The 13,173-nt window shown below is 61.2% G+C and carries 13 protein-coding genes; 5 read left to right on the top strand and 8 right to left on the bottom strand.

Annotation, left to right across the window (positions count from 1 at the left end):
- The first annotated feature begins 3 nt into the window (after positions 1-3).
- Positions 4-342: a DUF1491 family protein gene (locus J2X71_RS00300; protein ID WP_113322578.1), complete on the top strand. Its 339-nt coding sequence runs from the start codon at positions 4-6 to the stop codon at positions 340-342.
- 124 nt (positions 343-466) lie between these two features.
- The gene (locus J2X71_RS00295) at positions 467-2,053 is read left to right on the top strand and encodes an ABC-F family ATP-binding cassette domain-containing protein (protein ID WP_310377905.1); all 1,587 of its coding nucleotides are present in this window, start codon (positions 467-469) and stop codon (positions 2,051-2,053) included.
- 201 nt (positions 2,054-2,254) lie between these two features.
- On the opposite strand, the gene J2X71_RS00290 is transcribed toward J2X71_RS00295, so the two are convergent.
- Together J2X71_RS00290 and J2X71_RS00285 are read right to left on the bottom strand one after the other, a co-directional pair.
- Positions 2,255-3,307 (bottom strand): DUF2336 domain-containing protein, encoded by a 1,053-nt coding sequence (locus J2X71_RS00290; RefSeq protein WP_310377904.1) that lies wholly within the window; start codon positions 3,305-3,307, stop codon positions 2,255-2,257.
- Between the two features lie 256 nt (positions 3,308-3,563).
- On the bottom strand, positions 3,564-3,773 hold the full coding sequence (locus J2X71_RS00285; RefSeq protein ID WP_310377902.1) for a hypothetical protein: 210 nt from the start codon (positions 3,771-3,773) through the stop codon (positions 3,564-3,566).
- A gap of 541 nt (positions 3,774-4,314) precedes the next feature.
- Between J2X71_RS00285 and J2X71_RS00280 the strand changes: the two genes are divergently transcribed.
- Positions 4,315-4,488 carry a hypothetical protein gene (locus J2X71_RS00280; RefSeq protein WP_310377900.1) on the top strand — a complete coding sequence of 58 codons (174 nt, stop codon included), beginning with the start codon at positions 4,315-4,317 and terminating at the stop codon, positions 4,486-4,488.
- A 15-nt stretch (positions 4,489-4,503) separates the two neighbouring features.
- Here the strand turns inward: J2X71_RS00280 and J2X71_RS00275 are convergent, their stop codons facing one another.
- The 3 genes from J2X71_RS00275 to J2X71_RS00265 all read right to left on the bottom strand — a co-directional run bounded on the left by J2X71_RS00275 (position 4,504) and on the right by J2X71_RS00265 (position 7,947).
- Positions 4,504-5,052, bottom strand: coding sequence for a DUF1254 domain-containing protein (locus J2X71_RS00275; RefSeq protein WP_310377898.1), 549 nt, complete (start codon positions 5,050-5,052; stop codon positions 4,504-4,506).
- Positions 5,045-5,632, bottom strand: coding sequence for a DUF1214 domain-containing protein (locus J2X71_RS00270; protein WP_310377895.1), 588 nt, complete (start codon positions 5,630-5,632; stop codon positions 5,045-5,047). The genes J2X71_RS00275 and J2X71_RS00270 overlap by 8 nt, the downstream gene beginning before the upstream one ends.
- 131 nt (positions 5,633-5,763) lie before the next feature.
- Complete coding sequence (locus J2X71_RS00265) at positions 5,764-7,947, bottom strand: PBP1A family penicillin-binding protein (protein ID WP_310377893.1); 2,184 nt, start codon at positions 7,945-7,947, stop codon at positions 5,764-5,766.
- A gap of 187 nt (positions 7,948-8,134) precedes the next feature.
- On the opposite strand from J2X71_RS00265, the gene J2X71_RS00260 reads away from it, so the two are divergent.
- Complete coding sequence (locus J2X71_RS00260; RefSeq protein WP_310377891.1) at positions 8,135-8,629, top strand: YcgN family cysteine cluster protein; 495 nt, start codon at positions 8,135-8,137, stop codon at positions 8,627-8,629.
- A 3-nt stretch (positions 8,630-8,632) separates the two neighbouring features.
- On the opposite strand, the gene J2X71_RS00255 is transcribed toward J2X71_RS00260, so the two are convergent.
- The 3 genes from J2X71_RS00255 to J2X71_RS00245 all read right to left on the bottom strand — a co-directional run bounded on the left by J2X71_RS00255 (position 8,633) and on the right by J2X71_RS00245 (position 12,096).
- Positions 8,633-10,141, bottom strand: a complete 1,509-nt coding sequence (locus tag J2X71_RS00255) for a mechanosensitive ion channel family protein (protein WP_310377890.1) — start codon at positions 10,139-10,141, stop codon at positions 8,633-8,635.
- 130 nt (positions 10,142-10,271) lie between these two features.
- Positions 10,272-11,423 carry a class C beta-lactamase gene (gene ampC, locus J2X71_RS00250; protein WP_310380011.1) on the bottom strand — a complete coding sequence of 384 codons (1,152 nt, stop codon included), beginning with the start codon at positions 11,421-11,423 and terminating at the stop codon, positions 10,272-10,274.
- Between the two features lie 103 nt (positions 11,424-11,526).
- Positions 11,527-12,096 carry a TetR family transcriptional regulator gene (locus J2X71_RS00245; protein ID WP_310377888.1) on the bottom strand — a complete coding sequence of 190 codons (570 nt, stop codon included), beginning with the start codon at positions 12,094-12,096 and terminating at the stop codon, positions 11,527-11,529.
- A gap of 102 nt (positions 12,097-12,198) precedes the next feature.
- Here J2X71_RS00245 and J2X71_RS00240 point away from each other — a divergent pair, with 102 nt between their 5' ends.
- Positions 12,199-13,113 (top strand): SDR family oxidoreductase, encoded by a 915-nt coding sequence (locus J2X71_RS00240; protein WP_310377886.1) that lies wholly within the window; start codon positions 12,199-12,201, stop codon positions 13,111-13,113.
- Positions 13,114-13,173 lie beyond the last annotated feature (60 nt).

Genomic DNA, 13,173 nt, shown 5'->3' with positions numbered 1-13,173 from the left:
CCCATGAGATTGCGCGCCGATATCTACGTTTCCGCTCTCGTCCGCAGGGTTTTCTCCGCGGGCGATTTTGCTGCCGTGGAAAAGAAGGGCGCTGAGCAGGCCGGTGCCATCTTCATCCGCCAGCGCTTCCGTGACGGCCTCGAAACCCTCTATGCGCCAGCCCCGCAGAGCTTCTTCGATGAGGAGAGCAGCGGCGACCGCCTGTTCGAAGTCAGGCTGGAGCGCGCCGAGCCGGACAAGGTGCGGGAGATGCTGGACCGCGAGCGCAAGTTCGACCCCGATCTCTGGATTGTCGAGTTGGAGACAGACAAGGTCTCAGAACTCATCCCGATGGCCGGCTGACGGCCTGCCTTGAATTTACGCCAATTCCCGCCTAGTTTACCGCCATCCGCAATACCAACAGGACGGTGCAAAATGGATTCCAACCTGATCGCAATGCCAATTCGCCTTGCCATCGGGGATTTCCATGCCTGCATCCATTACACTTTCCAATCTTTCGTGGTCCACGCCTGACGGCCGGCCGCTTTTTTCCAATATCGATCTGAGCTTCAATGCTGAGCGCACCGGCCTCGTCGGTCGCAACGGCGTTGGCAAGACCACGCTTCTGAAGTTGGTTGCCGACGAACTGCAGCCGCAGACCGGCTCTGTCGCCGTATCCGGCACGATAGGCATACTGCGCCAGAGCGTGCAGGTCGGGCCGGATGAAACGGTTGCCGATCTCTTCGGTGCGGCGCAGGCGCTTGCCATTCTCCACCGCGCCGAAAGTGGCGAAGCGAGCGCCGATGAGCTTGCCCTTGCCGACTGGACACTCGAAGCCCGCATGGAAGCCGCACTGGAGCGCGCCGGCCTCGCCGCCGGGCCGCTGACGCTGCTGGCAGCGCTCTCCGGCGGCCAGCGCACCCGTGCAGCATTCGCCGCCCTGATCTTCGAAGATCCGGATTTCCTCATCCTCGACGAGCCGACCAACAATCTGGACCGGGATGGGCGCGATGCCGTGATCTCGCTTCTCAGCGGCTGGCGCCACGGTGCTCTGGTCGTCAGCCATGACCGGGAACTGCTGGAGACGATGGACGCCGTTGTCGAGCTGACGACTTTGGGCGCCACCCGCTATGGCGGAAACTGGAGCGATTACCGCGCCCGCAAGGCGCTGGAACTTGCCGCCGCCGAGCACGATCTGACGGACGCCAAGAAACGTGTGGCGGAGGTCGCCCGCAGCGCGCAGGAAACGGCTGAGCGCAAGGCTCGCAAGGACAGCGCCGGCAAGAAGAAAGCGGCCAAGGGTGACATGCCGCGTATCGTTGCGGGCGGGCTGAAGCGGCAGGCGGAGAATACCAGCGGCGAGAATGCCCGCCTCGCAGGACGGCGTCACACGCAGGCGCTCGAGGACGCCGAGGAGGCGCGCAAGCGCATCGAGATCCTGCAGCCGCTCTCCGTCAAGCTGCCCTCGACCGGCCTGCCGCGAAGCAGATCGGTACTGAAGATCGACACCGTCACGGCCGGCTACGAGACGGACGAACCCATCATCCGCAAACTTTCCTTCGATATCACCGGCCCCGAACGTGTTGCCGTTACCGGCCCCAACGGCTCGGGCAAGACGACGTTGCTCGCGCTGATTTCAGGCGATCTGCAGCCGTGGGAAGGAACGGTTCATCAGCTGACCTCGGTCTCGATGCTCGACCAGCGCGTCAGCCTGCTCGACCCGGTGACGTCGATCCGCGACAATTTCCGACGGCTGAATCCGCAATCGGATGAGAATGCCTGCCGCGCAGCGCTCGCCCGATTCATGTTCCGGGCGGACGCGGCGCTGCAGATCGTTTCCACTTTGTCGGGCGGCCAGCTTCTGCGCGCCGGCCTTGCCTGCGTCCTCGGCGGCGCGACACCGCCGGCGCTGCTGATCCTCGATGAACCGACCAATCACCTCGACATCGATTCCATCGCCGCCGTCGAAGCGGGCCTCAGAGCCTATGACGGTGCACTGCTGATCGTTAGCCATGACGAGGTGTTCCTGGAGATGGTCGGTATCACGCGCCGGCTGGAATTGCCTGCAAGATAGTTACGTGAAGGAGATGCCGAGCAGCTTTTCGCTGAGCGACCAGAACAGCTCGGCAGCCTCTGCGTCGGTCGAGCTCAAGCGCGAAAAGCGCATTGGCCGTCTTCGACTGGCCGGGCTATCCGTCGGAAAGCGCCGTCAGCAATGCTTTCAAGCGCATAAATGGTGTCGGGCCGCAGCGGGACCGACGCGATTGTTTGACGGTTAGCGCGCCCGGTTGACGCTTTTGAGGTCGCGCACCGGCGCCTGCCGGATGAAGCGATAGGCCGGCGCGGCCTGTGGCTGTGCTGCGGGTGCCGGCTGGGCTGCCGCCGGGCTTTGCGGATTGTAGGTGTAGTTGTCGGCGCGGCGCCATGCTTCGACACGGGCATGGCACTCTTCCGGGTCCAGCGCATCGAGAACAAGGAAGGCGCGGCTGACATTGTGCTGCACTTCAGCAAGATGCGGATAGAGCTTTTCCAGCACGAAGACGGAATCGAGAAAGCCCATGCCGAGGCTCGTCAGCGTCGTGGCGAGTTGCTGGCCGGAGAGGTCGAGCATGATGCGCTCGGCAAGCCAGCGGCTGGCAGACAGCGCATCGGCAAGTGCGGTGGCGAAATGCGTGGCTTCCCGCGAGCGGGCAAAGCGCACCAGCAGCGCCTCCTGAATGTCGGACAGCGAGCGAAGGCCGAGCCGATCCTCATCGTTGCGGCCGAGATGGCCGGCAAGGCTTCGGATGCGCTCGCGCAGCGCCTGTTCATTGGCAATGCGTTCTGCTTCCTGCTGGTCCACTTCTGGTGCAGCAGGCATCGGCGAAAGCGGCATAGCCGGTTGCTCCGCCGGTGCGGCGGAGGATGGGCGCGGCTCGGCCTGGCGTAGCGCCACCAACGCATCGATGACCTTGGGCGACAGGGAATCCCGGCTGACGATCGCCTTCACATGCGCAGCACCATGGGTGCGGGCGATGGTGATCAACGTATCGTCGCTGATTGCCTTGGAGGCAGTGAGGAAAGGAGCGGCGACTTCGATCGGCTGGTTGCCGATGAAGAGGGCTACGGCTGCCGGCATATTCTCGCATTGGGAAAGGGCGGCCACGGCCTGGCGCCTTGCCTCTTCGGAGGAGGCCTGGAAAAGCGGCATGAAGAGTTCGGCAAACTGGCGCAGTTCGGAGCGTGTCGGATGTGACAGGTTCTCGAAACTGCTGACAGTCGCCATTAACACCACGTCCTTCTTCCTGATGGCCATGGGGCCCTCTAGGTCTCGAAACCGGTCACGCACAAGAACACCCCGAAAACGCAGAACAAGCGGGAGACCGTGGGCCGACAAGCGCTGGCGGGACGCATGTCAGGCATACGGTTATGAACAAATCCTACACCGGCACGGTTAATGGATGCTGAAGATTCTATTAAAATGCAACAGAAATATACACGTTTCGCGTGTCGCGGATTAATGAGCCGGCAAAATAAAATCAAACGCCCCGGAAGCGGGGCGATTTCCAGTTTTTAAAGATGCGGATAAATAGCCGGCAAATAATCTAGAGGCTCTTGCGGCCTCTGAGTGCCGACAGCAGTTTGTCGTGGTCGTTATGGCCCGACTGGTAAAAAAGGTCGAGCGCGGTCGAAGTAGCAAACTGCGCTTCGACACTTCTGATGTCGATCTGCTTTTCCGCGCACCACGCATCCAGCGCGCTACGCAATATATCCAGATCTTCTGATGTGAATGGGGCGCTATATAAAAGGGGCATGGGTTGCTCTCCTTATGGCAGCAAGAGCACGTATAATCTCCCAAGCGGCCAACGCCTTAAACTTTTGGCCGATTGGGTGAGAATACACCCATCCACCCTTGCAACAATTAATATTTTTATGACGCATATTTGCAACACCCGCAGCGCAGCTGCCGCTTCAACGAGAAAGAGCTGTTAACTATATGAATTGTTTCTAATTTTATCCGGCGGCTTCCGGCCGATCTTTTCTTTTCCACGACTGAAACCAAACAACCATTCTGCGCGTTATCTCAGTGCCGAGCAGACTGCCCAAAGCAGTGGCTGAATATTAGTAATCTGTTAACGGTCGTGTGTCTCAATTCGGACAGGAACGACGCGATTTGGGAATATGGATCGTGGAAGCTCCGCAACATCACGGTATTTCGGTCAGGTGCCGTGAGAAAGGCGCGAATGCCCTCGGTCCGGTTCATCCGGCGCTTGAGGACGCGCTGGCCCGCAGCATGGCGGGCAGGGTGAAATCCATCGCAAGTTCATCCGTCTCGGGCAGTGCATGGAGACGAGAATGGCAATTGTAGTCGCATTGGCGGACCGGCTGCGAGAGGAGCCGCGCCGCACCACGGGTAAAGAGCCCCGCGAAGCAAAAATCCTCTGGTTCACCGGCGTCCGTTACGAACGGATCGTCGAAACCCCGAAGAAAAATCCGGCGCATTCTGCGCCGCGCGTCAACAACAAGTAACTCACGAAAACAACCCTAGCGGGCGTCGAGTTCATCGCAACCCGCTTCCGTCAGGAAGGCTCGCGCGGCTTCGTCGAAGCTTGCCTGCGGCGCCAGCGTGCGCAGCACTGCATATCCCTCAGGATGTGCCGTCTCTACCATGATCGTCTGCTGCAGTTCCTGCGGCAGGTTCTTGCGGAGGTCCGTCAATTGGATCGGGCTTGCCGCAACAACGTCGAGCGCGCCGCCGACGGAGGTGCGATCGTTCATGCTGAAGACCTCGTTAGAGGCGCTGTCATAGATCGCAATCGACCAGAAGGGCACATTGCCATTGGCGGTGAAATGCACCGGCGCCTCGCCCACATCGAAGGAGCAGACGGCGGTGCGTACGAAGGGATCGCCGTTGGCAAGCCCTGCCTCGTCATAGCGGCCGGTAAGCAGATAGAAATTGTTCAAATCGCCCTCCGCCTCCACGCGCGTCGCCGCATCGCGGCCGGTGAAGTGCGGCAGCGCGAGAATGATGACGAGGTGCAGAAGTGCTGCGCCGAAAAGCCCGGTGAGGAGAGCGAAGAACACCCTAAGCATTGCCGCATCCGATCTTGGTCAGCTTCGGCATCGAAAGATCGATCACGCCGGAGCTACCGGCCGTCGGCGTGTCGAACAGCGTCAGTACCAGCCGGAACGTGCCGGCCTGTGGTAGCGCCAGCCAGTTGCCGGGCTTAGCGTGTGTCGCAATGTCGATGGTGAAGCTGCTGTCGGGCTGGCGCAGCACCGTCCATGAATTCAGCGCTGCCGGCAGGCTCGGCTGCAGCGAGGCGGGGTTGCCGGCATTGTCGGCGGTAAACAGCGTCCACAGCCGCGCCGGCGGCGTCTGGCCGATGATGCGGTAATGGCAGGCAGCATTCAGCCGCTCGCCGCTATCGTCGACGCTTGCTGTAAAGGTCAGGCCCTCGGCACTGCCATAGAGCAGCTTGCCTGCGCGCGCACGATGCGACTTTGCGTAGGGGTCCGCGTCGACGGTCTGGAGTTCCGGAAAGGCCTCCCAAGCGCCGAGCTTGATCGCCCCGAATCCCTGCGTTGCATCCAGCGCATAAAGCGAAATCATGATGCCGCCGCCAAAGGCGACGATCAGCGTGATCAGGATGAAAAGGGGAAACCGAAACACCTTGCGCCCTTGAAGATCAAATCAGTTGAAAGGGGTACCACTGATTCTGGCAGGGTGGAATGCCGTGAGGCGATGTGTTCCCCAAGTCTTGGCAAACCGGATATGTCGGTTTGACTAAAACAGCCGAAGCATCACTCCGCGCTCGCGACCTTCTGCACTTCGAGCGGTGCAGCATCCTTCAGCTTCTCGCCTATGCCCTTGAGAATGTTTGTCGATTGCACCGAGAGCATGCGCGGGCGAATGAGGGTCGGCACGCCGTCCTTCGGCTTGCTGGCCTGGGCCTTGGCGACATCCTTTTCGGATGGCAGCGGGTTTTCGATACCGGGGATGGCGCGCAGCGCGACACCCTGATGGGCATAGTCCATGGCGCGCTTGAAGGTCATGGCTGGCAGCGAGCCGCCGGTCATGTTGTTGGTCGACGTATAGTCGTCGTTTCCGAACCAGACGGCGCAGGTGTAGTTGCCGGTGAAGCCCACGAACCAGGCATCGCGATAGGCCTGCGTCGTGCCCGTCTTGCCGGCGGTGACGACGCCGTTGTCGAGCGCCGCCTTTCGCGCCGTACCTACATAGGGCACCCGCGACAGCATCTGGTTCATGTAGCTGTCCGCCTGTTCGGAAAGCACCCGTTGGGCGGGCGGTTCGTCACGATCGAAATCGTAGAGAACGTCGCCATCGTAATCGAGGATCTGCGTGATGCCATGGCGGCGGGACTGGTAGCCGCCGGTCGGGAACACCGCATAGGCCGTTGCCTGATCGAGCACCGTCACCTCGGACGTGCCGATTGGGATCGTCACGTCGTCGCGGATCGGCGTTTCGACGCCCATGGCCTTGGCCATGGCGCGGATCGGCTGAATGCCGAGCTTCTCCTTGGCAAGGCGCACCGGAATCGTATTGATCGACTGAGCGACCGCGGTTTCCAGCGTGATACGCCCGGCATAACGGTTTGCGTAATTGTGCGGGCTCCAGTTGCCCCAGGAGATGGGCGCGTCGATGATCGTCGTCTTCGGCGTCATCCCGCTCTCCATGGCCACCGAATAAGTATAGACCTTGAAGGAGGAGCCCGGCTGGCGCAGCGCCTTGGTGGCGCGATTGAACTGGCTCTCGCCATAGTCGCGTCCGCCGACCATGGCGCGCACGGCACCGCCGTTTTCGATCATCACCATCGCGCCCTGTTTGGCGTGATAGGCCTCGCCATATTCGCGCAGCGACGTCTCGACGGAATCGTCCGCCGCCTGCTGGATGCCCATGTCGATCGTGGTGCGCACGATCAGCGAGCGCTGATGGAAGCGCGGCGACAGGCGCTGCACCTCGTCGAAGGCCCAATCGAGGAAGAAGTCCGGCGATTCCACCTCGTTGCGGTCGACGACGGTTGCGGGATTACGTCGCGCGGCGATCACCTGTCCCTCGGTCATCAGCCCGCTCTGGACGAGGTTGGTCAGCACCTCGTTGGCGCGGCCGCGCGCCGCCGGCAGGTTCACATGCGGGGCATATTTGGCCGGTGCCTTGAAGAGGCCGGCGAGCATGGCGGATTCGGCCAGATTTACGTCGGTGATGTTCTTGCCGAAATAGAATTGCGCCGCAGCCGCCGCACCAAATGTGCCGCCGCCCATATAGGCGCGGTCGAGATAGGTGGCGAGGATCTCTTTCTTGGAAAGGTTGGCTTCCAGCCAGAACGCCAGGAAGGCCTCGGTAATCTTGCGGTCGATCGAGCGCTCGTTGGAGAGGAACAGGTTCTTGGCGAGCTGCTGCGTCAGCGTCGAACCGCCCTGCACGACTTCGCCGGCCTGGGCATTGGTGACCATGGCGCGGAAGAGGCCGACGACGTCGATGCCGAAATGGTCGAAGAAGCGGCGGTCTTCGGTCGCGATGACGGATTTGATCAGCGAATCCGGCAATTCGTCGATCGGCACGGAATTCTGATGGATCACGCCGCGATGGCCGATGACATTGCCGTAGCGGTCGAGGAAGGTCACGGCGAAATCGCCGCGGTTGCGCCAGTCTTCCTTGGTGGATTCGAAGGCCGGCTGGGCGAGCGCCAGCATCAGCACTATGCCGACGGCGCCGAGCGTCAGCCCTTCGCCGGCGAGTTCGAACACCGCACGTTTCCAGCCGCGAACGCGGAAGCGGCGGAAGAAGATGGTCGTGTCTTCCCAGATTTCGGCTGCGCGGAAGCCGGCGTTCCAGACGGTCGAGTCGATCCATGAATCGATACGCAGCAACAGGTGTCGGTTTTTCGACTGCTGCTTCTGAGGCTTCTTGCCTTGCCCGTTTTCGGGCTCGTCTGGCCCATTATCTGGGTTGTCCGGATCCTGCACGTCCTATATTCCCGCCTGAGCACGCTCGGCGGCCGTGAAATCCGGACGCAGGAGCGGGGCCTGAAAGGGGCCGCAACTCTCCGGATAGCCGGAGCATGTTGAATGATTGGTTGATTTTGCGCACAAGAACAAGAGAGTTGAACGGTCGTCACGTGAATTTGCGGGCGGCTGTTGCAAGAAACGAACGATGAACGATCTGCCCTTCTGGAAGCGCAAGACGCTTGCCGAAATGAATGCCGAGGAGTGGGAAAGCCTCTGCGACGGTTGCGGCCTCTGTTGCCTCAACAAGATCGAGGAATGGGATAGCGGCGACGTTTATTTCACCTCGGTCCGCTGCAAGCTGCTCGACAGCGAGAGCTGTCAATGTTCCAGCTATCCGAACCGTTGGGATTTCGTACCTGACTGCGTTCAACTCACCAAGGAGAACGTCTCCGAGATCGCATGGCTGCCGCCGACCTGCGGCTATCGCCTCGTCAATGAGGGTCGTGATCTCTACTGGTGGCACCCGCTGGTATCAGGGGATCCGGAAACCGTCCACGCTGCCGGCATCTCGGCCCGCGGCCGCACCATCAGCGAAAACGACGTCGATGTCGATGATTTCGAGGATTATGTCGTCGACTGGCCGCTGACGGTCGGAGAGGACGCCGAAAAAAACCGGGAAGCCGAAGAAAAGGCCGGCTGACCGCTACGGCCAGGTGCCATGGGGGATCTGGAACAGATGCCGGATGCGCGTCGTCAGCGTCGTCGGATGGCTGCCTTCAGCCGATACGCCGGCGCTGAAGTGATGCTTCTCGGATTCGATCCGGCGCGACAGCAGCAGTCCCAGCTCTTCGGCAAGCGCCGGCCGTTCCTGCATGATCGCGGCGAGATGGTCCTTGGCGATTTCATAGACGATGACGGATGTGAGCGCGCGGATATTGGCCGGCTCGAGCGCACCCATCAGCACGCCGCGTTCCCCGAATAGATCGCCGGGTGCAATTCTGGCGAGCTCGATGATCTCGTTGCCCTCGATCCGCTCCACGACGGCAACGCCGCGCCGCACGATCATCAGGGAGGTCAGCGAGGTGTCCTGCGTCGCGATCAGCGCATCCTTGCGGAAATTCAGCCGTTTCATGTCGGCCGCGAGCGACTCCTTTTCGTCTTCCGTCAGTGTTGAGAAGAGCGGGATGGCGTTCAGCAGCCGCCAGGCCGAATTCGGGTGCTTTCCGGCCGCTTCCAGCGGATCGGCAACCGGGGGAAGCGTCGACCCGGCGGGTGGCGCAAGCTGCAGGCCTGACGCCTTGGTGTGACGATAGACGAGATCGTAGACTTCGTTCCGGGCAGCCGTCGCTTCGCCCAGTCCGGAGACACGGAAAGAGAGCTCAAACTCGATGGCATTGCTGTCGAGCCCCGTGACGCTGACAACAGGGGTAGGGGATTTCAGGATGGCGTTGCTGCTCATAAGTACCGTGCGCATCGTCTCTTCGATGGTCGCCGGTGGGATCGAGGGAACAACCCGGATCTTCAGCGAGACGCCATGGGCTTCTTCAGGGCTCGTCAGGTTCGTCAGCCGCGCCTTGGCGAGCGCGCTGTTGGGAACGATGACGAGGTCGTTGGTGCCGTTCAGAAGATGGGTTGAACGCCAGTTCGTCTCCACCACGCGGCCCTGCACGCCATCGTCGAGGACGATCCAGTCGCCGACGCTATAGTGCCGGCCGAGATTGAGCGCGATGCCCGAGAATACGTCATTCAGTGTGCTCTGCAGCGCAAGACCGAGCACGATGGCGAAGACACCCGATGTAGCAATCAGCGTGCCGATCGGCGCGCCGAAGACGTAAGCCACGACCGAAAGCCCGGCGCCGAGATAGATGATGGCGACGACGAGATCCTGCAGCAGGCGCCCCTCGCGTGGTTTGCGCTCGAAAATCAGGAAGAGCCGCACCGAGCTCGCCAGCACCATTGCGCCGCCTATCCACCAGACGGCCTTGGCGACCCCGACGAAGATGCGCCGGAAGAGATCGTCGGCCTTGCCCATATCGGACGTATAGGGGGCAATCTCGTGCTTCACGAGCAGCAAGGTCAGCAGCGCGAAGAAGATGAAGTTGGCGATCAGCCGGAAGGCAGGTTCCCGTCCGAAAATGAACCGCGCCGCGGCACTGGCCAGAACGAGAACAATAAACTGATACAGCGGATCTTCCAGCATCTGCCATGACATGCAGTACATCCTGATTGGGCGTTGGACCCTATATCACGGAAGAAGAAGTCCTGTCCTCTGACACGAATGGATAGGGTGTCGTGACCGTTGACAATGCCGGCCGGGATTTTTGCCCGACCGGCCATTTGGGCTATTTCGCCGTGTAAGCTTCCAGCGCCTGGACGAGCTTCAGCCCCGCTTCGGCGCGGACCGTGTTCGGATAGTTCCGGTTCGCCAGCACCGTCAGGCCGATATGCACCTTCGGCACCAGCACGACATAGGCGCCGAAGCCGTTCGTCGACCCGGTCTTGTTCATCAGCACCACGCTTTGCGGCGCAAGCGGCTTCGCCCGCTGTTTTACCGGCTGGCTTTCCAGGCTCATCTTGGCCGAGTTGCCGTCGAGGAGCTTCTTGAGCGCCACGGGCCAGGCATATTGCTCCCAGACCATGTCCTGCGTGTAATAGGCCGTATCGAAATAGCCCGTATGCGTCTTCTCGATCGCGGCCTTGAATTCGGGTGCTAGAGCATCCGAATTCAAATTGAGCTCCAACAGATGCACCATGTCGCGGGTCGTGGTCTTGATACCGTAGGCCTCGTCGTCGAGGACGCCGGGTCCGACGCGGACCGGCTTGTTGGCCTTGGAATAACCGAAGGCGTAGCGATCCATGGCATCAGGCGGAACCGCGATGAAGGTGCTCTTGAGACCGAGGGCGGGAAACAGCTCGCCTTCGGCCGCCTGCCTGTAAGTGCCGCCAAAACGCTCACCGGAGATCTGCCCGAGAAGGCCGATGCTGACATTGGAATAGGAGCGCATGGTGCCCGCCTTGTAGGCCGGTTTCCAGTTCTTGAGATAGGTCATTAGCTCGGCATCGTCAGTCACGCTGTCTGGCACCTGCAGCGGCAGGCCGCCCGACGTATGGGTGGCGAGATTGACGAGGGTGATCTTGTCGAAGGCGCTGCCCTTGAGCTCCGGCAGGTAGGTCGAAACCGGCTGCTCCATCGACAACAGGCCGCGCTGTTCGGCAAGTGCGGCAAGCGTGACATTAAAAATTTTGCTGACGGAGCCGAGCTCGAAGATCGTGTCGCTGGTGACGGGCGCTTTCGTCTCGCGCGAGGCTTCACCATAGGTGTAATAGAATTCTGAGCCGTTGATCGTCACGCCGACGGCCAGTCCCGGGATGTCGTATTCCCTAATTACCGGCTGAAAAACGCGATCGACCATCTCCTGGAACGCTTTGTCCGTCATGTCTGCTGCATGGAGCGGGCTCGCCGACAAGGCGAGGGCGATGAGGCAGTGTCTCATATTCACTAGCGGTTCCTCTCTGTGCATCCGGCAATATGGCCGACACACGGTCGATAGCGTGGCCCTTTGTCCCTCCACAAACGATAAGAACTCGCAGGAGACCCTAGTTTAATTTGGGCTCGAGGGCGGCGAGAAAGAGCCGTAGTTCCCGCTGGACGTAGTCGGCTACAGCTCCCTCGGACGAGAAGCCCCACCAGAGCAGCGACCCCTGCCATTGCGAGAGCATCAGCCGGGCAATGGTCTGCGCTTGCCCCTGTCCCTCGAAACGCGCGGCAATCGCTGCGGTCAGGGCAGCACCCCAGGCCCCGCCACGGGCGCGCAGCACTGGATCGCGGAAATCCTCGCGCAGCAGAAGCAGGCCTTCCGCATAGGAAGCGGGATTATCGCCATAGTCCTTGGAAAGACCGGTCAGCAGCGCGATCGCCCCATCCGCGGTCTTCGGCAGCGTATCGGCGAGCCGCGCCGTTTCCGCGTCCAGCCGGTCCCAGGCGTGGAGCAGGGCGGCGCGCAGCATACCGGCTTTGGTGGCGAAACGCTGCACCAGCGTGGAGCCGGAAAGGCCGCTTGCCTTCGCGACCGCCGCAAAGGTTGCCGCATCCGGCCCCTCGGACTGGATCACATCGAGAACCATCGAAAGCAGCTGTTCATCGGAAAGCGTGCGCGGACGCGGCATGAAATTTCCTCTTGCGTTCGCCATATTTATGAACGAACGTTCGTTTATATACAAGTAGGCCGACTAGGCCGATTAATTGTTTCTAGCGGGGAGGACAGTGAAGTGACAGCGAACTTAAAGGGAAAGGTGGCGCTTGTTGCCGGCGGAACGCGCGGCGCCGGCCGCGGCATTGCGGTGGAATTGGGCGCGGCAGGCGCGACCGTCTATGTGACCGGCCGCACGACGCGCATGCAGCAATCCGAATATGGCCGGCCAGAGACCATCGAGGAAACCGCCGAACTCGTGAGCGCGGCGGGTGGGCGGGGCATCGCCGTGCAGGTGGATCATCTGGTGCCGGAGCAAGTCGAAGCGCTGGTTGCCCGCATCCGCGCGCAGGAGGGCAGGCTCGATATCCTCATCAACGATATCTGGGGCGGCGAGCATCTGACGGAGTGGAACAAGCCGGTCTGGGAACATTCCCTCGACAAGGGCCTGCGCATGCTGCGGCTTGCGATCGACACCCATTTCATCACCGCCCATTACGCGCTGGCACTGATGATCGAGCGGCCGGGTGGATTGCTGGTGGAGATGACCGATGGCACCGCAGAATACAACGCCACACATTACAGGCTCTGCCCCTATTACGATCTGGTGAAAACGGGCACGAACCGTATGGCCTGGGCGCATGCCAAAGACCTGGCAGCGCATGGTGCCACCGCCGTCTCGCTCTCGCCCGGCTGGATGCGCTCGGAAATGATGCTGGAAATTTATGGTGTTAAGGAAGAAAATTGGCGCGACGGCACAAAAGTCCAGCCGCATTTCGTCATCTCGGAAACGCCGCGTTTCACCGGCCGGGGAGTGGCTGCACTGGCCGCCGATCCCGACCGCAACAGATGGAACGGTCAGTCGCTCTCAAGCTTCCAGCTGGCCGATGCCTACGGTTTCACCGATCTCGACGGCACGCGGCCGGACTGCTGGCGTTACCTCGCCGAAGTGCAGGAACCTGGTAAGCCGGCGGATGACACTGGATATCGCTGATCAGACGCTGCCGCCCGAGGGATCGATCCCCATGCGAATCTGCTAGTCTCTCGACGAAGA

The sequence above is a fragment of the Rhizobium sp. 1399 genome (assembly GCF_031455475.1).
Classification (GTDB): Bacteria; Pseudomonadota; Alphaproteobacteria; order Rhizobiales; family Rhizobiaceae; genus Rhizobium.
Note: the sequence above shows the minus strand (reverse complement) of the source record. Positions and strands in the feature narration are given on the sequence as shown.

Bases quoted from the DNA above. Each gene is read 5' to 3' on its own strand.
- J2X71_RS00300 (WP_113322578.1), top strand. From the start codon at position 4: ATGAGATTGCGCGCCGATATCTACGTTTCCGCTCTCGTCCGCAGGGTT.
- J2X71_RS00295 (WP_310377905.1), top strand. From the start codon at position 467: ATGCCTGCATCCATTACACTTTCCAATCTTTCGTGGTCCACGCCTGAC.
- J2X71_RS00285 (WP_310377902.1), bottom strand. From the start codon at position 3,773: ATGCCCCTTTTATATAGCGCCCCATTCACATCAGAAGATCTGGATATA.
- J2X71_RS00280 (WP_310377900.1), top strand. From the start codon at position 4,315: ATGGCAATTGTAGTCGCATTGGCGGACCGGCTGCGAGAGGAGCCGCGC.
- J2X71_RS00275 (WP_310377898.1), bottom strand. From the start codon at position 5,052: ATGCTTAGGGTGTTCTTCGCTCTCCTCACCGGGCTTTTCGGCGCAGCA.
- J2X71_RS00260 (WP_310377891.1), top strand. From the start codon at position 8,135: ATGAACGATCTGCCCTTCTGGAAGCGCAAGACGCTTGCCGAAATGAAT.
- J2X71_RS00255 (WP_310377890.1), bottom strand. From the start codon at position 10,141: ATGTCATGGCAGATGCTGGAAGATCCGCTGTATCAGTTTATTGTTCTC.
- ampC (WP_310380011.1), bottom strand. From the start codon at position 11,423: ATGAGACACTGCCTCATCGCCCTCGCCTTGTCGGCGAGCCCGCTCCAT.
- J2X71_RS00245 (WP_310377888.1), bottom strand. From the start codon at position 12,096: ATGCCGCGTCCGCGCACGCTTTCCGATGAACAGCTGCTTTCGATGGTT.